22 protein-coding genes and 1 pseudogene are annotated in these 20,272 nt (G+C 44.9%); 19 read left to right on the top strand and 4 right to left on the bottom strand.

The genetic code is table 11. From position 1 onward, the window contains the following. Window positions 1-48 precede the first annotated feature (48 nt). The gene (locus PSE6802_RS0106860) at window positions 49-240 is read right to left on the bottom strand and encodes a photosystem I reaction center subunit IV (protein ID WP_019499312.1); all 192 of its coding nucleotides are present in this window, start codon (window positions 238-240) and stop codon (window positions 49-51) included. 222 nt (window positions 241-462) lie between these two features. On the opposite strand from PSE6802_RS0106860, the gene PSE6802_RS0106855 reads away from it, so the two are divergent. The 4 genes from PSE6802_RS0106855 to PSE6802_RS0106835 all read left to right on the top strand — a co-directional run bounded on the left by PSE6802_RS0106855 (window position 463) and on the right by PSE6802_RS0106835 (window position 5,134). Then, the gene (locus tag PSE6802_RS0106855; RefSeq protein WP_026103121.1) at window positions 463-2,121 is read left to right on the top strand and encodes an alpha-keto acid decarboxylase family protein; all 1,659 of its coding nucleotides are present in this window, start codon (window positions 463-465) and stop codon (window positions 2,119-2,121) included. Between the two features lie 43 nt (window positions 2,122-2,164). Then, the gene (locus PSE6802_RS0106850; RefSeq protein WP_019499310.1) at window positions 2,165-2,407 is read left to right on the top strand and encodes a DUF433 domain-containing protein; all 243 of its coding nucleotides are present in this window, start codon (window positions 2,165-2,167) and stop codon (window positions 2,405-2,407) included. 220 nt (window positions 2,408-2,627) lie between these two features. Next, entirely contained in the window at window positions 2,628-3,647 is a 1,020-nt protein-coding gene (locus PSE6802_RS0106840) for a nucleoid-associated protein (RefSeq protein WP_019499308.1), read from the top strand. Further along, window positions 3,644-5,134, top strand: a complete 1,491-nt coding sequence (locus PSE6802_RS0106835; protein WP_019499307.1) for a hypothetical protein — start codon at window positions 3,644-3,646, stop codon at window positions 5,132-5,134. The genes PSE6802_RS0106840 and PSE6802_RS0106835 overlap by 4 nt, the downstream gene beginning before the upstream one ends. 262 nt (window positions 5,135-5,396) lie before the next feature. Here PSE6802_RS0106835 and PSE6802_RS0106830 read toward each other — a convergent pair whose 3' ends face one another. Beyond that, window positions 5,397-5,582: a hypothetical protein gene (locus tag PSE6802_RS0106830; RefSeq protein WP_019499306.1), complete on the bottom strand. Its 186-nt coding sequence runs from the start codon at window positions 5,580-5,582 to the stop codon at window positions 5,397-5,399. 300 nt (window positions 5,583-5,882) lie between these two features. Between PSE6802_RS0106830 and PSE6802_RS0106825 the strand changes: the two genes are divergently transcribed. Both PSE6802_RS0106825 and PSE6802_RS0106820 read left to right on the top strand, forming a co-directional pair. Beyond that, on the top strand, window positions 5,883-6,113 hold the full coding sequence (locus PSE6802_RS0106825) for a DUF433 domain-containing protein (protein ID WP_019499305.1): 231 nt from the start codon (window positions 5,883-5,885) through the stop codon (window positions 6,111-6,113). 3 nt (window positions 6,114-6,116) lie between these two features. Next, complete coding sequence (locus tag PSE6802_RS0106820) at window positions 6,117-6,485, top strand: DUF5615 family PIN-like protein (RefSeq protein WP_019499304.1); 369 nt, start codon at window positions 6,117-6,119, stop codon at window positions 6,483-6,485. A 19-nt stretch (window positions 6,486-6,504) separates the two neighbouring features. Here PSE6802_RS0106820 and PSE6802_RS0106815 read toward each other — a convergent pair whose 3' ends face one another. Next, on the bottom strand, window positions 6,505-6,690 hold the full coding sequence (locus PSE6802_RS0106815) for a hypothetical protein (RefSeq protein WP_019499303.1): 186 nt from the start codon (window positions 6,688-6,690) through the stop codon (window positions 6,505-6,507). An 82-nt stretch (window positions 6,691-6,772) separates the two neighbouring features. On the opposite strand from PSE6802_RS0106815, the gene PSE6802_RS0106810 reads away from it, so the two are divergent. The 11 genes and pseudogenes from PSE6802_RS0106810 to PSE6802_RS0106765 all read left to right on the top strand — a co-directional run bounded on the left by PSE6802_RS0106810 (window position 6,773) and on the right by PSE6802_RS0106765 (window position 17,344). Next, window positions 6,773-7,114 (top strand): ArsR/SmtB family transcription factor, encoded by a 342-nt coding sequence (locus tag PSE6802_RS0106810; protein ID WP_019499302.1) that lies wholly within the window; start codon window positions 6,773-6,775, stop codon window positions 7,112-7,114. Window positions 7,115-7,189: 75 nt separating this feature from the next. Further along, the gene (locus PSE6802_RS0106805; RefSeq protein WP_019499301.1) at window positions 7,190-7,912 is read left to right on the top strand and encodes an MIP/aquaporin family protein; all 723 of its coding nucleotides are present in this window, start codon (window positions 7,190-7,192) and stop codon (window positions 7,910-7,912) included. Further along, window positions 7,909-8,319: pseudogene (gene arsN2, locus PSE6802_RS35760) on the top strand (arsenic resistance N-acetyltransferase ArsN2); the annotation flags it as partial. The gene PSE6802_RS0106805 and the pseudogene arsN2, both read left to right, overlap by 4 nt. 33 nt (window positions 8,320-8,352) lie before the next feature. After that, window positions 8,353-8,745 carry an arsenate reductase, glutathione/glutaredoxin type gene (arsC, locus tag PSE6802_RS35755; protein ID WP_026103120.1) on the top strand — a complete coding sequence of 131 codons (393 nt, stop codon included), beginning with the start codon at window positions 8,353-8,355 and terminating at the stop codon, window positions 8,743-8,745. Window positions 8,746-8,814: 69 nt separating this feature from the next. After that, window positions 8,815-10,251, top strand: a complete 1,437-nt coding sequence (locus PSE6802_RS0106795; RefSeq protein ID WP_019499299.1) for an SWIM zinc finger family protein — start codon at window positions 8,815-8,817, stop codon at window positions 10,249-10,251. 53 nt (window positions 10,252-10,304) lie between these two features. After that, entirely contained in the window at window positions 10,305-11,960 is a 1,656-nt protein-coding gene (locus tag PSE6802_RS0106790) for a DUF5691 domain-containing protein (protein ID WP_019499298.1), read from the top strand. A gap of 15 nt (window positions 11,961-11,975) precedes the next feature. After that, window positions 11,976-13,142: an ATP-binding protein gene (locus PSE6802_RS0106785; protein WP_019499297.1), complete on the top strand. Its 1,167-nt coding sequence runs from the start codon at window positions 11,976-11,978 to the stop codon at window positions 13,140-13,142. After that, window positions 13,142-15,580, top strand: a complete 2,439-nt coding sequence (locus PSE6802_RS0106780) for a DUF5682 family protein (protein WP_019499296.1) — start codon at window positions 13,142-13,144, stop codon at window positions 15,578-15,580. The genes PSE6802_RS0106785 and PSE6802_RS0106780 overlap by 1 nt, the downstream gene beginning before the upstream one ends. 42 nt (window positions 15,581-15,622) lie before the next feature. Beyond that, the gene (locus PSE6802_RS0106775) at window positions 15,623-15,835 is read left to right on the top strand and encodes a hypothetical protein (protein WP_019499295.1); all 213 of its coding nucleotides are present in this window, start codon (window positions 15,623-15,625) and stop codon (window positions 15,833-15,835) included. After that, a complete protein-coding gene (locus PSE6802_RS0106770) occupies window positions 15,825-16,088 on the top strand; it encodes a type II toxin-antitoxin system RelE family toxin (RefSeq protein ID WP_019499294.1) in 264 nt (87 codons plus the stop codon). Before PSE6802_RS0106775 ends, PSE6802_RS0106770 begins: the two co-directional genes overlap by 11 nt. Window positions 16,089-16,144: 56 nt before the next feature. Beyond that, on the top strand, window positions 16,145-17,344 hold the full coding sequence (locus PSE6802_RS0106765) for a vWA domain-containing protein (RefSeq protein ID WP_051050564.1): 1,200 nt from the start codon (window positions 16,145-16,147) through the stop codon (window positions 17,342-17,344). A gap of 8 nt (window positions 17,345-17,352) precedes the next feature. Here the strand turns inward: PSE6802_RS0106765 and PSE6802_RS0106760 are convergent, their stop codons facing one another. After that, complete coding sequence (locus PSE6802_RS0106760; RefSeq protein ID WP_019499292.1) at window positions 17,353-17,565, bottom strand: hypothetical protein; 213 nt, start codon at window positions 17,563-17,565, stop codon at window positions 17,353-17,355. Window positions 17,566-17,622: 57 nt separating this feature from the next. Here PSE6802_RS0106760 and PSE6802_RS0106755 point away from each other — a divergent pair, with 57 nt between their 5' ends. Beyond that, window positions 17,623-18,315, top strand: coding sequence for a hypothetical protein (locus PSE6802_RS0106755; RefSeq protein WP_019499291.1), 693 nt, complete (start codon window positions 17,623-17,625; stop codon window positions 18,313-18,315). A 56-nt stretch (window positions 18,316-18,371) separates the two neighbouring features. After that, entirely contained in the window at window positions 18,372-20,267 is a 1,896-nt protein-coding gene (locus tag PSE6802_RS0106750) for a P-loop NTPase family protein (RefSeq protein WP_019499290.1), read from the top strand. Window positions 20,268-20,272 lie beyond the last annotated feature (5 nt).

Genomic DNA, 20,272 nt, shown 5'->3' with positions numbered 1-20,272 from the left:
AGCTATATAATTTAGAAGTCTAAATTCAGCCATCTATGCGCGAACCCCTTAGCTTACCTCTTCAACTTCGTCAATGGCGAAGTTGTTAGTGGCAACGTTGGAATAGTTGACTTTGTCAAAGCGTACGATTACGGGATAGATAATGCCGCTTTTGTCTACGGAGGCCACGGTACCAACATCGCGGTACCAGTAGGATTCTTTCCGCAAAATACGAACCTTAGATCCGCGTTGAATTGCCATAAGCTTTCCTTTGTTTGTTTATGGATAATTTATGCAAAATTACAATTAATGAACTCTAGGTTACTGTGCCGCGATCGCTGCTGTCTATTTTTTATTCATTAAGTTTTGTGTATGAAACGACCAAAAACCTATGGGTTGAACTAGCTCAAATGCCCAACCCACGATGAATCTAGCTAAGATCGAGGCATAGATTTACTCAAACTAATGCAGGAGCGGTTACTTATGTCTGAGGTGCATGGGGTAACGGTGGGTGAATATTTAGCGCAGCGTCTTGCTGCAGTTGGGGTTAAGCATATCTTTGGCATACCTGGCGACTACGTGTTGGGGCTGATGGATGTGTTCCTGGAAAATTCCTTACAAATAATCGGTACTTGTAACGAACTCAATGCTGGCTATGCAGCGGATGCTTACGCCCGACTAAATGGGGTGGGGGCTGTCTGCGTTACCTACGATGTGGGTGGCCTGAGTTTGCTGAATGCCGTAGTAGGAGCCTACGCCGAATTGGTGCCCCTCATCGTCATTAGTGGCGCGCCCCACACGTCACAGCGCCATCATCACCTACTCATGCATCACACCACTGGCGATTACAAACTGCAACACGCCATTTTCAGTAACGTCACCGTGGCTGCAGTAACGATCTCTAACCCCAGCCAGGCAGCCGCCCAAATCGACAGCGCGATCGCTGCTTGTCTGCGTTACAAACGACCCGTATATATCGAAGTCCCGGCGGACATGGTGCATCAACCCTGTATGCCTTTAGTTTCGATAGATATCCCGGACATTCCCACCAGCAACTCTCACGCCCTCAAAGAAGCTGTAGAAGAAGCCGTATCGCTACTATCAGTGGCGGAGCGTCCGGTCATCTTTGCTGGGATCGAATTTCATCGATTTAATATCGAATCGAAACTATCGCGATTGCTAGAGCGATCGGGCTATCCCATTGCTACTACAATTTTGGGCAAATCCATCATTTCTGAGATGCATCCCCAATTTATTGGCAATTATGCCGGAGCGCTGAGTCGCGACTATGTCAGGCAACGAGTGGAAGAAGCGGACTGTATTTTATGCTTGGGTGCCCTGATGTCGGATATGAATTTAGGTGGCTTTACTGCTCACCTGGATGAAAACAAGTTAATCAATGCTAACTCCGACAAGGTCAGAATCAAATACCATCACTACAGCCCTGTCTGTCTGGGGGATTTTGTCGATGCCTTAACGGTAAAGTTACAGCACAAGCCATACGAATCGCTTGATATCAAACCCGCCTCCTCGCTTCTCTCCGCCAGTTTTACTCCAGAACCAGAGCGCAAAATATCCAATATCCGCTTTTACGAGCGCATGAATCATTTCCTCGCAGATAATTCCATTGCGATCGCGGAGACAGGCGATGCTCTCGTTGCCACTATCGATCTGGTCATGCATAGTAACAATGACTTCATCGCTCAAGCGTTCTACACCTCAATTGGCTATGCTACACCTGCGTGTTTGGGAGCGGCACTAGCGTCTCCAGATCGTCGCGTAGTTGCATTCATTGGGGATGGCGCGTTTCAAATGACCTGTCAAGAGATATCAACCATAATTAGGTACGGACTAAATCCCATTATTTTCTTAATTAACAATGACGGCTACACCGTCGAGCGCGTCATTCATGAAGGTCCCTATAACGACATTCAACCTTGGAAGTATCATCGCCTAGCGGAAGTATTTGGTGATAGTTGGAGTTGTGAAGTACGCACGGAAGGGGAGTTAGAGATAGCCTTGGATAAGGCTCTGGCAAATAGCGATCGCCTGTCTTTCATTGAAGTCCATCTCGATCGCATGGACTGCTGTCAGGGGCTTGTGCGCTTGGGTAAAGCCCTCAGCGCCATGGATGGCTTGTAACTCAAAGTGTTAAGATGATTGTAAAACATTGGAATTAGGCTTTATGAAATTAGATCGTATTACGAGCAATCCGAAACGCATGAATGGACAACCCTGCATTCGCAACCTTCGCCTTACTGTTCGTCGAGTAATTGAGCTACTAGCGCTCTATAGCGATCGCGAAGAATTACATCGAGAGTTTCCTGAATTAGAAGATGAGGATATTCGCCAATCCCTAATTTTTGCCTCTTCCTACTTAGACGATCGCATCATTGAGCTACCCAATCGCTATGAAACTGTTGCTTGACCAGGGATTGCCACTCTCTGCGGCAGTATTGTTACGTAATGCTGGTATCGATATCAATGGCATCGATACCATTTGTTGCCACGGCAATAGTACAGCCTACATTTTTTAGGTAGTGACCCTTGAAACAACCATATCTCCTGTAATATCTCAGGTTACCAGAGCAATAATTGTGATAAGATTTGAAATCAATTACATGGGTATATAGTCAGAAGCATTCCACATGAACATTATCAAAGCTGCACTTTACTCTTTCGATCATGTCCAAGAGAAGGTTAAGTTGCGTAACACTGAGCAGGGAGGAGACGAGATTCAAGAGTATATTGAAAAGTTGATCGAAAAAGTTCAATTGTCTTTCTCAAATAGGGAGTTCAAGTTTTTGTCGGAAACTACAGAAGTTAGAGCGTCCTTGGATAAAATGTTAAACAATTCATTCCTAGAAGCGGCAGAAGGCAATGCTAAAAGGTTATTAAGAATTGAAAAGGAAACTCAGCAGAGGATCACCCACCTAAAACATGAAGTACAAAAAGGGAGTCTTTTTCAGGCATTGTTAGAAATTGATAATCAAAAACATATAATTATTTGCAAGGCCGAGCATGAAGAAATTTTGGATGAGGCGGATTTAAGAATAAAAAGTGGTTTTCCCCTAAAAAAGCAACTGTATAAGGCAGTTATGGTTGCCTATAACGGCACTCACCAAATTGAGAAAGTACGAATCTTTGACACTAATTCAACTATGTCAAAGTATTGGTGGCAAGACTATTTAGAGCTTAGCGAGACTTACACACCTGCATATAATACTGAAAGGTCAGTTGATATTATATTTAAGAAGACAATCGAACCCATAAAAGATAAACATCCTGAAGATTATCAAATTATACGAAACTTTTTTGTAGGTTACATGAGAACTCACGATGAATTTAACTTAACTGAGATTGTTGATATGTTAACAGGCTATGAGCCAATAGATGATAAACTAAAAACAGAAACAATAGTTGATAAGTTAAAAAGCCTGCCTGAGAACTTTAAATTTGATCGTCGCTTTCCTATAATTAAAGAAAAAATTACAAAAAGAAGAATTTCCGAAAAAATAAAATTATCTTCTAGTATTGAACTTTGGATTAACGATCATGTTGAAAATATTACTGAGACAATTATCGCTGAAGAAGATAGTGAGGGTAACAAGTTTATTAAAATAAAGACCGAAGAAGGATACAAGTGGTTTGCAAGGTTACAAAAATGAAATTATCTCAATCGATACAAAGCATCTTCGAACCATTAGATAATAATACTTCTGTACTTATAGAAGATAAGTTTACTTCGTATCGTATTGAATACCTTACTTCAAAAAATTTAACTCTAGATATAGATACTAAAATAGCAGGGGTTTTAGATAAAATACCTAATAATGATGATTGGCAACTAAGCCTTTCAATAGACAATTTCAATTCCTCAGTTACTCTAGCTTCATCTACTAAAAACTATCAGAGTTTCAACGATGAACTAAGAAAAGTACTCAATGATGTTGAAGATGAGCAAATTACTTTAAAATTTGAAATCAAAAAAAATGTTAATTATACAGCCAACATATATGATTTTAGTAGTTTTTGTGATTTTGTTAAAGGGAGAACTACAATACAGTTCTTAGATACTATTAAGGATAATATTCTCCGGAAGAAGTTGTGCTTTTTTATTGTTGGAGAGGATATTGAAAACTTTTATTCACAAAGGATTGAATTCAGTAGTTCAGAATTCAACAGCTTCAAAGATTTGCCAGATAAAGCAAATCAACTTAGAGAAGTTTGCAATTTCGCAAATTATGCTGAGTATCCTTTTTTGCCAACTTACTTCTATTTAGAGCAAAGACCTACTAGTCCCAATAGTATTACGGAAAAACTTGATAGGCTTACTGTTATATTCTCTATTGCGAGCATATTTGATATTACTTCAATTAAGGAAAAAAATATTTTTGAATATAAACTTAATGGCTTTAAAACACTTCAGGGAAACTTTAAAATTGACGAAACTAATACTTCTTCAATTATTGAATATATGAAGATCTTCGATTGGATATATTCCAACTCAGGAAATGTAGCTGACAAAATAAACCTGTCCAGGAATATATTGTCAATTTATTTAAAAAGTGAAAAACCAATTGAAATTTCCAATGATGTATTTTTTTCTATTCAGTCGGGATTTAAGACTTATCTTCAACAAAATTTAAATAGATATATAGAGATAAGAAATAAAATTAGCGATCAACTAATTGCCATCACTGAAAAATCTAATAATATCATTGAAAACTATCTTGGTGACTTTAAAAAGAGTATAATTACTTTTATCTCATATTTTATATCTGTTTTTCTATTAAAATTTCTTAGTTCTAATAAACCTGGTAAACTCAACAAGATATTTGATGATGATACCACAAATATCTCCTTGGCATTTCTTGCTATATCTTTCTTATACCTTCTATTTTCAATATGGAGCCTAGATCAGGAAATTGAAAGGCTCGAACTAAGATATAAGAATCTCAAAGGAAGATTTTTAGACCTTTTAGTCCAAGAGGATATAAATAGGATTTTAAATGATGATGTTGAGTTTAGAAAAGAAAAAGAGTTTATTAAAAAACGGAGAAGAGTTTATTCTTTTTTGTGGATCGCTACGTTACTAATCTTGCTTATGGTGATTTTATTATGTAGCGAGAGATTATCTTTTTTATTTCCATAATTTTGGATGTAAGAACTGATAGCTATTAGAGAAAGTAATACCTACATTTTTTGATGGGAAACTCCCATTCTTGAGGGTCTATCCAACGCAACTTCCATAAAGCATCGCGAAAGATTATACTATTGAATGGCACTGAAACAGACAAAAATATTGCCCGAAACCCTGCAAATTCGCTATTTTGTCAATATCAACCATTTATTGTGGTAGGGGCAATCCCCCCGTGGTTGCCCCGATATCTAGGGGTAGGCACTCAGCGATCGCCTTATTCGACAGGTTGTATTTTCGTCAATAATCTTTCTCTCTTTTGTTGGCGCAATTCCGAATCAATTTGAGAAATCGCATCGTCTAAGAACAAATTATATAGCTCTAGCTGTCGATTAGTTTCCCGCAGGCGATCGAGGCAGTTTCTTTTGGTTTCTTCATTAGGATAAGGATATCGATTTGTCATAGTTAAGGTTTCGTCAGATAGCTTTACTATCGATTTCGAGCAAATATTCGGAAGCCAATCATAATTATCTCAGCTTTTCAACTACTACCGTTACTTGCCACGAATAACTTAATATTGGAGATAGCCTCCCCCATGCAACAAACGCAAAACAAAAGTATTGCGAAGCAATCGGGGGGCACCTGTGGCTGCGATCGCCAATATGCTGGGTTATTGAGGGGAAGCTAAAAGCGATATGAGCTATACTAGAGCCAATGACTACTGCATCAGTCCTTTGTCTACGTACTTGAACCATTATTAACTATGGATTGGCAATCTCGAATTATTCTCAACCCAAATGTCTTAGTTGGTAAACCTATTATCAAAGGAACTCGACTTGCAGTTGAATTCATTATCGATCTCCTTGCACAAGGCTGGAGTACGGACGAAATTTTGCGTAATTACCCAGGTATTACTCTTGCAGATATCCAGGCTTGTCTTAGCTATGCCAGTGCTTCTTTGAAATCCGAAAAGGTTTACGCCATTCCCGTCTAGCTTATGCGCTTCCTTGCTAACGAAAACTTTCCCCTTGATGCTGTTGAAGCGCTGCGACAAAATGGACATGATGTAGCCTGGATTAGAGTTGACTCACCTGGCATCTCCGATCGCGAAGTGCTAAGTCGCGCTCAAATAGAGAACCGTATTCTCTTAACATTTGACAAAGATTTTGGAGAACTGGCTTTTCGATCGCAATTGCCTGCCACAACTGGGATTGTTCTATTTCGGGTTAAGATGCCATCGAGTGCTGTAGTAGCTCAAAAAGTTGCGAAAGCGATCGCTCTACGCGACGATTGGTACGGCCATTTTAGTGTTGTTGAAGATGACAAGATTAGAATGAGGTTGCTTTTTAAGCAACCTGAGATGTAAATTTGGATCTGCGATCGCCTTATTCGATAGGTTGTATTTTCGGCAATAATCTTTCTCGCTTTTGTTGGCGTAATTCCGAGTCAACTTGAGAGATTGCATCGTCCAAGAATAAATTATATAGCTCTAGCTGGCGGTTGTTTTCTCGCAAGCGATCGAGACAGGTTTCTTTAGTTTCTTCGTTGGGATAAGGGTATCGATCTGTCATGACAAATTCCAACCTCTTTTAATGTAAAACAAAAGTATCGCGCTTATAGTATCCTATAAAAATAATATTTCAATAAAACTTGATGCTAAATACATCAGCCTCTACTTCACCTCAAGTCTCTACTCAAATTATTGCAGGATTTCATGCACTGTCAGATCCGTTAAGAGTAAATATTGTAGAACTGCTGCGCAATAAAGAACTTTGCGGTTGCGAGCTTTGCGAATATCTTGGTATTGCTCAATCAAAGCTATCATTCCACCTCAAAGCTTTAAAAGAGGCAGGGTTAGTACGCGCTCGTCACGACGGTCGTTGGATTTATTACAGCCTTAATCTATCTCAGTTTGTTATTTTAGAACAATATTTAGCTGAATTCCGTCGTTTTAGCGAAATTCTGCCAGCTCGGCGCTGCGATCCTTCGGCTTGACATATCAATTTTTTTTGAAATATGCTTGGATTGTCTGCGAATAATCGCTAAATTTAAGCACTATTATCAAAACCAGTGAAGGAAGTATTGCAAAAGCAGTTTGTTGCTTGCTATTCAGAAATTGCCGCTGAGAGTATTGGCACGTTCATTTTAGTGTTTGCGGGCACTGGAGCAGTGATGGTCAACGAACTCAGTCATGGTGCAATTACGCACCTGGGAATTAGCTTTGTATTTGGCGCAGTGGTGGCAGCTCTAATTTATGCCCTCAGTCATATTAGCGGCGCGCACTTTAATCCCGCTGTCACGCTTGCTTTTTGGACAAGTGGCTTTTTCCCACAGAATCGAGTATTGCCTTACATTCTGGCTCAATGTGGAGGCGCGATCGCCGCATCATCAATCCTGTTCCTTTCTTTAGGATCTGTGGCAAATATGGGTGCTACGCTCCCATTGCATGACAACTGGTTGCAGTCATCAATTTTGGAGTTTGTCCTCACCTTTATTCTCATGCTTGTAATCTTAGGGTCGGGACTAGATCGGCGCGCTCCCTCAGGTTTTGCGGGTGTCGCAATCGGACTCACTGTTGGTTTAGAGGCGGCGTTTATGGGACCAATTACAGGAGCGAGTATGAATCCAGCGCGATCGCTCGGGCCAGCTCTCGTTGGGTGGGTTTGGCAGCATCACTGGTTATACTGGATTGCTCCCATTGTAGGGGCACAACTAGCTGTCGTGACCTACAGGCATCTTTCTCACAACTTTCGAGATACGGTACAAAGTCTAAAATTAGAGTCAAAGCAATGATAACCCTCAAGCCAGCAACTACAGCAAATCTAGAGTATATCGAGCAACTACTTGCAGTTAACGGTCTACCAATCGCAGATATCCCAAGCAAATTAGATTCTATGTTTCTAGGTCAGGTTGACTCAGAAATAGTGGGTATCGGCGGCATAGAACTATACGGTGTGTATGGGTTGTTGCGGTCGCTAGCGATCGCGCTAGCTTATAGAAAAAAGGGCTACGGTCGCGCGATCGCCGAACAGCTAATGGCATACGCTCAGTCTAAGGGAGTCAGGCAGGTTTATCTGTTAACAACATTGGAATCGGGTTTCTTTACTAAGATGGGATTCGAGCAAGTCGATCGCGATGCAGTGCCGCCGATAATTCAAAATACAAGCCAGTTTGTTAGCCTTTGTCCAACTACAGCCATCTGTTTGAGGAAAGTACTTTCTCTACCGAAGGTCATGTTTGTTTGCAAAAAAAATTCGCGGCGATCGCAAATGGCAGAGGGATTTACTCGGATATTTGGATCTGGCAAAGTTGAGGTAACTAGCTCCGGCTTGGAATCCAGCCAGGTCGATCCTATAACCATGCAAGTGATGTCAGAGATAGGCATTGATATTAGCTTGCAGACATCTAAACCCTTAAGCGATTTCGACCCAGCAAATTATGATGCCGTAATCTCGCTATGTGGATGCGGTGTAAATCTACCGGAAGCATGGGTGCTACGCGATATTTTTGAAGACTGGCAACTTGACGATCCTGAGGGAGAGGGTATTGATAAATTTCGAGAAGTCCGCGATTTAGTAAAAGTCAAGGTGATGGATTTAATTGAGAGATTGGCACGAGCATACTAATGTGTTGCGATAGTTGGTGCTATAATGCGGTTGCCATAAGATATTCTCTGGATTCCTGCACTCTCAATTATGGTTGCAACTTGGACATCAGAACAGGTAATAGCATTAGCACCAGATCCGGCATCTGCTAAAAATGGTATGGGTCTGGCGACTCTGAGTAAGTGGCGATCGCTTGGCAAAACCTCACAGGTGATTTGGGGCGAGTGTCAGGGTAGCGGCAAAGACCCCTACCGCACGCAGGTCGATCTGAGCGAACCTGCATTTAAGTGCTCCTGCCCCAGCCGTAAGTTTCCCTGCAAACACGGAATAGGTTTATTTTTGCTTTTGGCAGAGCAACCTGATACTTTCCAGGATAGCGAGCCGCCGGAATGGGTAACAGATTGGCTGAATTCTCGCGCAAAGCGAGAGGAGAAGCAGAAGCAAAAGCAGGAGCAGGCAGCCCAACCTGCCGATCCTGCAGCCCAAGCTAAGCGCACTGCGGAAAGATATCGCAAAGTTACGGCGGGAGTCAAAGAATTGCAACTTTGGCTGGCAGATTTAATTCGCCAGGGTCTAGCGACGGTGCAAGCCAAACCCTATAGTTACTGGGAGCAAGCCGCCGCGCGAGCGGTTGATGCCCAAGCCCCCGGCATCGCCCGTTTAATCAAGGACATGGCTGGAATTCCCTACTCAGGTGCAGATTGGGCGGAAAGACTATTAGAGCAACTTAGCAAATTGCATTTACTGCTCGAAGGCTTCCAACGCCTGGAGACTTTGCCCAGTGGCGTGCAGGCGGATATTCGGACGCAGATGGGCTGGAGTCAAAGTCAAGCGGAGCTGTTGGCGGAAGTGGAAGATGGAAATGGCGATTCCAGTCGTAGTAGGGGCAGCCCCCCCATGCCTGACCTAAACCTATCGGTTCCACCAGAGAAATACAACGAAAAGAGAGAGGATAGAAAAGTTGAAAGAGTTGTGAGAGATTATTGGTTGGTAATGGGACAGAGTATAGAAGAGGAGGAAAAATTAAGGGTAAGTCGCAGTTGGTTATGGGGGAAACAGAGCGATCGCCCCGCCCTAATCCTGCAATTTGCCTACGGCACGCAGCCGTTCGAGCTACAGATTATGCCTGGTACTGCGTTCGAGGCAGAGCTGGCGTTTTATGAAAGTGCATATCCCCTGCGGGCGTTAATTAAAACTCGCTATGAATCAGTTAGCTCGCTCGATCGGATGCCCGGTTATCAAAGCATTGACGACGCGATCGCTGCCTATCATCATGCCTTATCTTGTCATATTTGGTTAGAGAAATTCCCCTTGACAATCGCACAAGTTACGCTCATGCCTATGGAATCTGATAATTGGTCGATTCGCGATCGCAATGGAAAGATATTGCCAATCTATGTTTCCTCATCTAATTGGTCAATGCACGCAGTTAGTGGAGGGCATCCCATCACCATATTCGGCGAGTGGAACGGGAGAAAATTCCTCCCTCTCAGCACCTATGCATTCCAAAAATTCCACCTATTCTAACCCCAATCCCCATAATCCAACCCAATCCTGTAAGGGTTTAGCATTTGTGATGAATGCTTGCGATCGATGCGAAGATTATGGGACAAATGCTAAACCCCTGCGTTAACGCCTATCACCAAACCCTCAACCCCTATCACCCAACCCCCACCATGCTCCAAAACATCGTCGCCACAGCCCTAATCGGTACCGAACGCCAACCTTTTACACCTCCAATTGCAGACGGAAAACTTGGCGAATTGATAGCCAAAATCGATCCTGCCAACCCAGAAACTGCTTTGCTAAGTGTAGCCGCAGCAATTACGCTGCATCACAAACTGGGACAGAAACTTAAAACTACTGATATTCCATTACCACAGCCCTGCGATCTTGAAGATTTACCATGCTGTAGCGATCGCGCTGCTTACTACTTACAGTTAATCCTCAGCGATACAAATAGAGCAAATCTGGAGATCTTACCCGAATTCGTAAGAGCAGTAGCAAAGATGGGACAACGGGTACCGGAAACTAGTCTGGAGCGCTTGCTATCTTTGGGTAAGGCTTTGGGAGATTTACATGCTGCGATCGTCCCTGTGTTGGGTAAGCGGGGCATATGGTTGGCGGCGCAAAACCCTGAATGGAACTATGTAACAGTTGACGATCGCGAAACTGTATGGGAAACAGGCAATCTCAAAGAGAGATTAATCTGGTTCAGAGTTCAGCGCCAGCGGGATGCTAATCGCGCTAGGGAATATTTGGAAGGTACGTGGAAAAGCGAGACCGCAGGCGATCGCTCCAAGTTTTTGGAAACTTTGGAGATCGGCTTAAGCATGGTGGATGAACCATTTCTAGAATCTGCCCTCGACGATCGCAGTAAGGAAGTCCGCCGCGTTGCTGCGGAGCATTTATCTTGCCTACCCGAGTCGCGTCTATGCCAGCGCATGACTGAGCGGGTTAAATCTGCACTTGAGATTGTGAGTAAAAAGGGCGAGTCATTTTTTCAGGTAACTTTATCTGAAGTGGGTGACAAAAGTACGATCCGTGACGGAATCGAACCAAAAAGTCAAGATAGTAAATTAGGAGATAAATCGTGGTGGTTGCAACAAATGCTAGCATCTACCCCGCTATCGCTTTGGGCACAAATCTGGTCTAAGACTCCCTCAGAACTAATGGAAGTTGCGCAACACAAGCGATCGGATGAGATAGTATTAAGGGGGCTGGCGCTAGCAGCATCGCGTCAAAAAGATATTGCCTGGATCGAAGCTATATTTACATCCAACGCTGCATCAATTCTGCAACCTTTAATGCCGAATATCTACCAGATGTTTAAATCTCTACCATACGAGCGACAGGAGGCGATCGCGCTGGAAGCTATAAAATCGCAAGGTGTTACCTCCAATCTAGCTGGAATTTTGCTATTTAAGGATAAGGCAATTTGGAGCGGGGGAGTAACTCAGGTAGCTTTAGATAGCTTCAAGCAGGAAATCGAACAGAATAACAATCGATATGATAGAAGACTCGATCCATTTCTATGGGGATGCGCTAGATACATGGCACCGACTCAAATTCACCAGTTAGTAGCTTTATTGAGCGACACGCGTCAGCAAGTCGAACAAAGTGAAACCACTGAATATAATGATTATGTCAAAAACTCTATATTAAGAACTATAGATGAGTCTCTAGGGATTGTCAAACTACGACAAGAAATGTTAGAAGCAATTAATAATGGATAATAGGAATTAACTCTTATGAGCGATGAGAAACAACCTGTCAAAACCTCGAAAACTGCCAAGTCAAAGGAGACTCCCCCAAAGGCGCAAGCAAGCGTAGAACTTGATGGTGCGCTACTGCGCCAACACGCCGAACAGCAGTTTGCCCACGAACTAGAGGAATTAGCCAAAGCGGATACCAAGCAACGTCCCCCCAATTGGAAGCTTTCACCTTGGGCAGTATCGACCTATCTCTTAGGTGGTAAACTCGACAACGGGTTCGAGGTATCGCCCAAATATATCGGCAATAAACGCTTAATGGAAATCGCGATCGCCACCTTGACCACCGATCGCGCTCTACTTCTATACGGCGTACCCGGTACTGCGAAATCCTGGGTATCCGAGCATCTGGCTGCGGCGATCGCTGGAGATTCCACTCTCCTGATTCAAGGCACTGCAGGCACGAGCGAAGAAGCGATTCGCTACGGTTGGAACTATGCCAGACTCCTGGCTGAAGGCCCCTCACGACAGGCATTGGTAGATAGTCCCATGATGCGAGCCATGAACGATGGCAAAATTGCTCGCGTAGAGGAATTAACCCGCATTCCCTCCGACGTGCAGGATACTCTCATTACCATTCTCTCCGAGAAAACCCTTCCCATCCCCGAACTCAATTCGGAAGTACAGGCAAGTAAAGGATTCAATGTAATTGCCACGGCGAACAATCGCGATCGCGGCGTTAACGAATTGTCCAGCGCCCTCAAGCGCCGTTTCAATACCGTCATTCTCCCTGTCCCCGATACTGAAGCCGAGGAAGTCGAAATCGTCCAGCGCCGCGTCGAGAGTCTCGGTCGCGCCCTGGAACTCCCCGCCGAACCACCTGCCCTTGAGGAAATCCGTCGCGTCGTCACCATCTTCCGCGAATTGCGCAACGGCGTTACCCAGGATGGTAAAACCAAGCTTAAGTCTCCCAGCGGTACGCTCAGTACCGCCGAAGCAATTTCTGTCGTGAATAGCGGTCTGGCACTAGCCGCACATTTCGGCGATGGATATCTGCGATCGGGCGATTTAATTTCCGGGTTGCTCGGTGCCGTCATCAAAGACCCCGTGCAAGACCAGATTGTCTGGAGAGAATATCTGGAAACCGTAATCAAAGAGCGAGATGGCTGGAAGGATATCTATCGGGCGGGTAGGGAGGCAGAGTAATGGGAATCCATGTTTTCGGCATCCGCCACCACGGGCCAGGCTCGGCGCGCAGCTTAGTTTATGCTTTAGAGCAACTACAACCCGATGCGATTTTAGTAGAAGGTCCACCTGAAGCTCAGCCTATTCTGCCGCTACTAACACATGCGGACATGAAGCCACCAGTTGCCCTGCTGATCTACGCTCCCGAACAATTACAGCAAGCTGTTTATTACCCCTTCGCCATCTTTTCCCCAGAATGGCAGGCTCTCCATTACGGACTAACGCGCAATATCCCCGTTCGCTTCATCGACCTCCCGCAAATCCATCGCCTTGCCATAGCTAATTCTCAACTCCCAACTTCCAACTCTCTAGATCCCGCCGATCTTCCTAATCCCTCCACTCTGGAATCACCGCCTGACAATCCCGAACGTGCGATCGCTCAAGATCCTCTCAAATATCTCGCCGAAGCAGCAGGATTCAACGATGGCGAGCGGTGGTGGGAATACATGGTAGAGCACCGCAGAGATAGCACCGATCTGTTTGCTGGCATCCTGGAAGCGATGACAGCACTCAGACAGGAGCTAGATCTAGATCCTGGCAAAGAACTTAAGCAGGAACTAGATCGAGAAAATCGAGAAATCAGCCAAGCCCTAGAACTTCCCGATCGCTCGATCGAGCGACAGCGCGAAGCCTACATGCGACAATGCATCCGCGCTGCCCAAGCCGAAGGTAAGGAGCGAATCGCTGTCGTCTGTGGAGCTTGGCACGCTCCCTCCCTCGCCCAGATGCCTCCAGCCAAAACAGATGCTGCCTTACTGAAAGGACTCCCCAAAATCAAGGTAGAAGTAACCTGGGTGCCCTGGACTTACGGGCGACTCTGTTTCACCAGTGGCTACGGCGCAGGCATCGACTCCCCCGGCTGGTATCACCACCTCTGGGAATCCAGTAAAGGTTTAGCATTTGTCCAACAGTCTTCGCATCAAACACAAGAACTCACGGCAAATGCTAAACCCCTGCATCAACCCCCAACCCCCAACCCCCAACTCCTATCATCTAACCCCCAAATCACCACCCGTTGGATTGTCAATGTTGCTCGACTTCTACGATCGCAAGATATCGATGCCTCCTCCGCCAGCGTTATCGAAGCCGTGCGGCTGGCAGAATCTCTGGCGGCACTGCGCGATCGCCCCCTTCCAGGACTTCCCGAACTCAATGAAGCGGTACAAGCCGTTTTATGTTTTGGCGATCCTCTACCAATGCAACTGATTCGCGAAAAACTAATCGTCGGGGAACGGATGGGCGAAGTGCCGGACGATACACCGATGGTGCCTTTGCAGCAGGACTTGCTCAAACAGCAGAAGCGTTTGCGCCTAAAGGCCGAAGCCTCTGCTCGCCAACTCGATCTGGATTTACGCAACGCTAACGACCTTGAGCGATCGCAACTACTCCATCGCCTCCTTTTGCTCGATATCCCTTGGGGGAGCCAGCAATACACCTCAGGTAAGGGCACTTTCAAAGAACAGTGGCGCTTGCAGTGGCAGCCAGAACTGGCCGTACAGCTAATTGAAGCTAGTATTTGGGGTAAAACCATTGAGGAAGCTGCAATCGCCCGTACGCGCGATCTGGCGAATCGAGCCATCGATCTTCCTACTCTCACCGATCTGGTGGATAAGACCCTACTGGCGAATCTAATTGATGCTGCCAGCTACCTGATGGTGCGCCTGCAAGCAGAAGCAGCGATCGCCACAGATATCGCTCACCTGATGGCAGCTTTGCCGCCGCTAGCAAATGTATTGCGCTATGGCAACGTGCGCCAAATTGATACGGAGATTATCAAATACGTAGTTGATGGCTTAGTCGCTCGCATTTGTGTGGGATTACCCTTTGCCTGCTCCTCTTTGAATGATGAAGCTGCGACTGCTATGTACGATCGCATCGTTGAAGTGAATAGTGCGGTGATGTTACTACAAAACCCTGAGATGCTCGAATCGTGGCAAGCAGTATTGGCACAGATGGCAGATCGACAGGGATTGCACGGGCTTCTAGCGGGACGTTGCTGTCGCATCTTACTCGATGCGGGCATTTTTACCACAGAATCGGTGGGAACTCGCATGGGACTCGCGCTCTCCACCGCCAGCGAACCCGCGATCGCTGCCGCCTGGGTGGAAGGATTTCTAAAAGGCAGCGGTCTCATTCTCCTGCACGACGATCGCCTGTGGCAAGTTTTGGATGCCTGGGTCGCCAGCTTGACTGACGACACGTTTACCATCCTGCTACCGCTCCTCCGCCGCACCTTCTCTACTTTTCCCGCCCCCGAACGTCGCCAAATGGGAGAGCGCGTCAAACGTGGAGACTCCAGCACAGCAATTACTGGCAGCAGCGCTATAGACCTAGATCGCGATCGCGCTGATACCGTCCTCCCGCTTGTAGCTCAGCTACTTGGTGTCAAAGAACTGTGAACTAAGGTTACACTAGAATTTAAGACAATAAGCGAAAAAATTATGCAAGTAAAAGACCTGACTACCGAGCAGTTTCGAGCATTAATTCGGGAAGTAGTAACCGAGGTATTAGAGGAGTATAGGGATCCAGATTGGGGAAAAAATTTACGGCCAGAAGTTGTCGAGCGCCTATTGAGGCATAACCAGCATCCCCAACTAACTATTTCTGCTGAAGATGCCTTGAAAACAATTGGAATCGACTGGGATGAGCTATAGAGTAACATTTACTTCTGATGGACTCAACGATCTTGCTACGCTCGATCGAGCTATTCAACTTCGTATTACTCGGAAAATCAAATGGCTAGCTACAAATTTTGAGCAAGTCTCTCCCATAGGTCTTGCGGGCGATCTAGCAGGATATTGTAAGCTGAGAGTTGGAGATTATCGTATCATCTATTCTACGAATGCTGCTGAAGAGGTTGTTACTATCCATCAAATTGGTCATCGTCGAGAGATTTACGATCGGTAAATCTATTGTTATTGCAGTTTGTTCTCAAACCCAAGATTCTAAAAAACTATATATTCATGTCTCAATCCTCTCTCCCCAACCCCCATAACCCATTCCCCGAAACCCGCCTGCGTCGCTGGAGACTTATCCTCGGTGGCGGAGCGGCTGATGGTATTTGCGCAGGATCTGATGGGTTAGGCTTTAGTCTTAACAGCCAGGACGCGGCGATTGATGGTGCCTTGAGTGCCCTCTATGACAGCGATCGCTCCGGTGGCTTAGGTAGCTCGTCGCCAAAGGTGGCGCGCTGGTTGGGCGACATTCGCTCCTACTTCCCTGCTTCTGTGGTGAGAGTGATGCAACAGGATGCTTTGGAACGACTGAACTTGCAGCGCATGTTACTGGAACCAGAGATGCTAGAAGCAGTCGAACCAGACGTGCATCTAGTAGCAAATTTGCTATCGCTCAGTGGCATTATGCCTAGTAAGACAAAGGAAACTGCGCGCATTGTGGTGCGGCGAGTCGTTGAAGAATTACAACGCAAGCTAGAGAACCCGACGCGGCAGGCGGTAATGGGCAGCTTAAACCGCGCCGCACGCAACCGCCGCCCCCGTCATCATGAAATCGATTGGAATCGCACAATTCGCACCAATCTCAAAAATTATCAACCGGACTATCGCACCATCATTCCTGAAACTAAGATTGGCTATGGACGCAAACGCTCTTCTTTGCGCGATATCATTCTATGCGTCGATCAGAGCGGCTCTATGGCTACGTCTGTGGTATATGCGGGCATTTTTAGTGCTGTCTTAGCGACATTGCCAGCCGTCAAAACCAGTATGGTAGTCTTCGATACAGCAGTAGTCGATTTAACTGAAATGCTACAGGATCCGGTCGAAGTCTTATTTGGTACCCAGCTAGGCGGCGGTACGGATATCAATCGGGCTTTAGCCTACTGTCAAGGATTGGTACGCCAACCCCAGGAAACCATTCTGGTTTTGATTAGCGATCTATATGAGGGTGGGAATAATGAGGAAATGCTCAAACGCATTGCTACTCTAGTTGCGTCGGGGGTACAGTTCATTACTTTGTTGGCGTTGAGCGATGATGGTTCGCCTGCCTACGACCATCGCAACACAGCCGCGATCGCTGGATTTGGCGTACCTTCTTTCGCCTGTACCCCCGATCTATTCCCAGATTTGATGGCAGCAGCAATTAACCGTCAAGATATCAGCCAATGGGCAGCTTCCCACGACATTTCCGCGTCAAGAAGTCGATAATTACACCTTCACTGAATTGATAGGTCTGATGGGGGAATTGCGGATGATGCTTTGCCGCGATCGCAAAACATCGCAAAGAGATCGTAATTTGGCAAGTTTTTGGGGTGCGATCGGTCAGGATGTCCAGGTTTGACATCTTTGGTGGGCTTGAGATGGTAGCTGAAAACCATACCAATAAACTTGGTTAAGCTAAATAATGCTTGATAATTTCTGGCTAACATCGCGGTCTAGTTGCCCTAATTATCTGGTTTAATAATCATATCTAATGAGATATCAATATGTCACAACAGCAAAGCTCAAAGTTTAATGCAGCACTGGCTAAAACACGATTACTGCTCGGTTTGTGGGATATGGGCGCACAGGGGGTTAAAAAAGGCGACCTAATGCGGCAAATTGTTAAATCCGGTGAGAAATCTAAGGATTATCAAGTAATTCTGGATAATTTGTCACAGGAAAATGCGATCTTAATTGCCACAGAAAAACGGGCTACGCGGATTTCTATAACCGCTTACGGGCAGGAAGTCCTTGCTTCTGGTCTCAAAGACGAGAACTTTTCGTTTGGGAAAAACCAAGTTGGTAGTAGCGTTGCCAATGCTTTGCTGAAGTGGATTCGGCATTTGGGCGATGCTTTACCTGGTGCTGGCAACCAGATCGGCGATCGCCAAACAAATGCAGTAGCGATCGCCACCTATGACGAGTTTAAGGCTTTAGCCCTAGAGGTTTACGATCGCCTCAACCGCGATTACAACTACGATCGTCTTGTACCGATTTATCGGATTAGGCGGGAAATAGGCGATCGCGTTACCCGTTCGCAATTTAATGACTGGATGCTGGAAATGCAAACTAATGATATTTTTCAGCTTCAAGGTGGAGCGCTAGAAGATGGTGCAACTGACAAGCTAGAGGACTCGATCATGACTAAAGTTGGTGGTATGAGGTGCTATGCCAAAATATTAACCCAATCACACTGATTAGCTGCCTTATTCAAACTATTAATTTACTCACACATTTACCAAACTTAATTTCTATGACAACTTCATCATCGTCAGTTGAGGATCTCAGTAAAGCAATCGAGGGTTCTAATCTTTTTGCAATTAAATTTGCCGATCATCAGCATGTATGGGGCAAAAGCTTCCCAGATGCAACATCTATCAATGCTATGGTTTCTGATGTTGTATTTGAGGCAATTACTAAAGTCGATAGAGGTGAGCTTCCTTCGGTTGGTATTACTATTACTGCTGAGAAAGGTACAGGTAAAACCCACATCATTAGCCGTATTCGTCATCTCCTTCAAGCAGATGGTAAAGCTTTTTTCGTCTATATGGGTAATTATGGCAACCCGGATTGTATTAAGCATGAGTTTTTACAAACCTTAGTTTCAAGCCTCAAAAAAATAGGTTCTCAGGAGGTCTCGCAATGGCAAGAACTTGCAGTAAACTTGTTACGAGAAGTTACGTCTAAAAAAGCTTACTCATCCAGGCAAGCGGTAATTGGTGTTACAAAGGAATTAGCTAAAGATCCTACATGGATCGACCGTTTGCATAAAGCACTTTTGCCAAAGAAGCCAGACGTTGACAACCCCTATTTGTTAAAGGCAATCCTTTGGACGCTCTCTGAACACCATAAATCTTATGCAGTTAACTGGTTAGCAGGAGAAGACCTAGCTGATGGGAAAGCGGTGGAGATGGGATTACCCAACTCTCCTAATCAGAAGCAAGAAGTAGAATCTTTTAACTTTGCCTGCCAAATCTTAGATCTGATCAGCGACTACATTACTGTTGTGTTCTGCTTTGATGAGCTAGATGACCCCGGCGATAACAAAAGGGGGTTTACTAGAGCACAGGTTGTGTATGCCTTAGCGAAAGATCTACGCAACCGCATTAAACGGTGCGTGCTACTGATGGCAACATATCCTGATACTTTCCGAGATCAGATCAAACAGTTACCTGTAGCAGGGGCAGCTTTCGATCGCACAGCAGATCGAGTTTTAGAACTGGAATATCTTAATCCTGACAGCGTGGTAGATCTAGTTTCTCAATGGTTAGCTATATTTTATAAAGAGAAAGAATTAGTGCCACCAAATCCTGTTTATCCTTTTGATGTAGATGAACTGAGAGAAATCGGCAAGGAAAAGCCCACAGCCAGGAGAGTGCTAATGTGGTGTTCGGAGAACTTTACAACCAAGAAAGACGTAATATCTCCTGACATCCCTCTAATATTGCCACCAGATCCCATTGAGGTGGCTTTCAATAATGAAATGGCAGCAGTTGAGGAAGACATTGACGAATATATGGAGAATAATGAAGTAATTGCCGATGCTCTTTGGTTGGGAATTGCTAGCTTGATAGATGAGGAGACAGTTGAAGGGGTTGCAGTTAAAAACATAGAAGAAATTGAAGCTAGTAAAGCCGACCAAGGCTACCTTCATTTCAGAATTATTGGTGAGGAGAGCGGTAGAGTTGTAAAAATTGGAGTAGCTGTCCTTCAGCAGTCTGCTGGTAGATTTATTGGAGCAGCCTTAAAAAGACTAATTGACTATAAAAAATTTGGGTTTACTCGCGGCTGCTTAATACGCTCAAAAACTATTAATCGTGGTGCTGCCATACCCAGAGATTGTGTAAGAAAACTTCTTCAAGAACAAGGAGGGGAATGGGTATTTTTACAAAGCCAGGACATCAAACCTCTTTTAGCTATCTTATTTGTTTATAATTCTGCTGAGAATTATGAGTTAACAGAGGACAGTATTTTTAACTTTATTGCTAAGAGAAGATTGGCAACTGATAACCCCCTAATCCGTGAGATCCTCAGCGATCCTTCTGGGCAGGAGCCGGAAAATTTGATTGATGAAGATATGCCAGTCAGCATTCCTAAAAGCACATCAGACCTTGATGATAGCATAGATGATATACAGATAGATCGGTGAGGTAA

Source organism: Pseudanabaena sp. PCC 6802 (assembly GCF_000332175.1).
In the GTDB taxonomy this organism is placed as follows: domain Bacteria; phylum Cyanobacteriota; class Cyanobacteriia; order Pseudanabaenales; family Pseudanabaenaceae; genus PCC-6802.
The sequence above is the reverse complement of the archived record's forward strand: the minus strand, read 5'-3'. Positions and strand labels throughout refer to the sequence as shown.

Coding starts and splice junctions, on each gene's coding strand:
- PSE6802_RS0106860 (WP_019499312.1), bottom strand. CDS start 240: ATGGCAATTCAACGCGGATCTAAGGTTCGTATTTTGCGGAAAGAATCC.
- PSE6802_RS0106855 (WP_026103121.1), top strand. CDS start 463: ATGTCTGAGGTGCATGGGGTAACGGTGGGTGAATATTTAGCGCAGCGT.
- PSE6802_RS0106850 (WP_019499310.1), top strand. CDS start 2,165: ATGAAATTAGATCGTATTACGAGCAATCCGAAACGCATGAATGGACAA.
- PSE6802_RS0106840 (WP_019499308.1), top strand. CDS start 2,628: ATGAACATTATCAAAGCTGCACTTTACTCTTTCGATCATGTCCAAGAG.
- PSE6802_RS0106835 (WP_019499307.1), top strand. CDS start 3,644: ATGAAATTATCTCAATCGATACAAAGCATCTTCGAACCATTAGATAAT.
- PSE6802_RS0106830 (WP_019499306.1), bottom strand. CDS start 5,582: ATGACAAATCGATATCCTTATCCTAATGAAGAAACCAAAAGAAACTGC.
- PSE6802_RS0106825 (WP_019499305.1), top strand. CDS start 5,883: ATGGATTGGCAATCTCGAATTATTCTCAACCCAAATGTCTTAGTTGGT.
- PSE6802_RS0106820 (WP_019499304.1), top strand. CDS start 6,117: ATGCGCTTCCTTGCTAACGAAAACTTTCCCCTTGATGCTGTTGAAGCG.
- PSE6802_RS0106815 (WP_019499303.1), bottom strand. CDS start 6,690: ATGACAGATCGATACCCTTATCCCAACGAAGAAACTAAAGAAACCTGT.
- PSE6802_RS0106810 (WP_019499302.1), top strand. CDS start 6,773: ATGCTAAATACATCAGCCTCTACTTCACCTCAAGTCTCTACTCAAATT.
- arsC (WP_026103120.1), top strand. CDS start 8,353: ATGTTTGTTTGCAAAAAAAATTCGCGGCGATCGCAAATGGCAGAGGGA.
- PSE6802_RS0106795 (WP_019499299.1), top strand. CDS start 8,815: ATGGTTGCAACTTGGACATCAGAACAGGTAATAGCATTAGCACCAGAT.
- PSE6802_RS0106790 (WP_019499298.1), top strand. CDS start 10,305: ATGCTTGCGATCGATGCGAAGATTATGGGACAAATGCTAAACCCCTGC.
- PSE6802_RS0106785 (WP_019499297.1), top strand. CDS start 11,976: ATGAGCGATGAGAAACAACCTGTCAAAACCTCGAAAACTGCCAAGTCA.
- PSE6802_RS0106780 (WP_019499296.1), top strand. CDS start 13,142: ATGGGAATCCATGTTTTCGGCATCCGCCACCACGGGCCAGGCTCGGCG.
- PSE6802_RS0106775 (WP_019499295.1), top strand. CDS start 15,623: ATGCAAGTAAAAGACCTGACTACCGAGCAGTTTCGAGCATTAATTCGG.
- PSE6802_RS0106770 (WP_019499294.1), top strand. CDS start 15,825: ATGAGCTATAGAGTAACATTTACTTCTGATGGACTCAACGATCTTGCT.
- PSE6802_RS0106765 (WP_051050564.1), top strand. CDS start 16,145: ATGTCTCAATCCTCTCTCCCCAACCCCCATAACCCATTCCCCGAAACC.
- PSE6802_RS0106760 (WP_019499292.1), bottom strand. CDS start 17,565: ATGTTAGCCAGAAATTATCAAGCATTATTTAGCTTAACCAAGTTTATT.
- PSE6802_RS0106755 (WP_019499291.1), top strand. CDS start 17,623: ATGTCACAACAGCAAAGCTCAAAGTTTAATGCAGCACTGGCTAAAACA.
- PSE6802_RS0106750 (WP_019499290.1), top strand. CDS start 18,372: ATGACAACTTCATCATCGTCAGTTGAGGATCTCAGTAAAGCAATCGAG.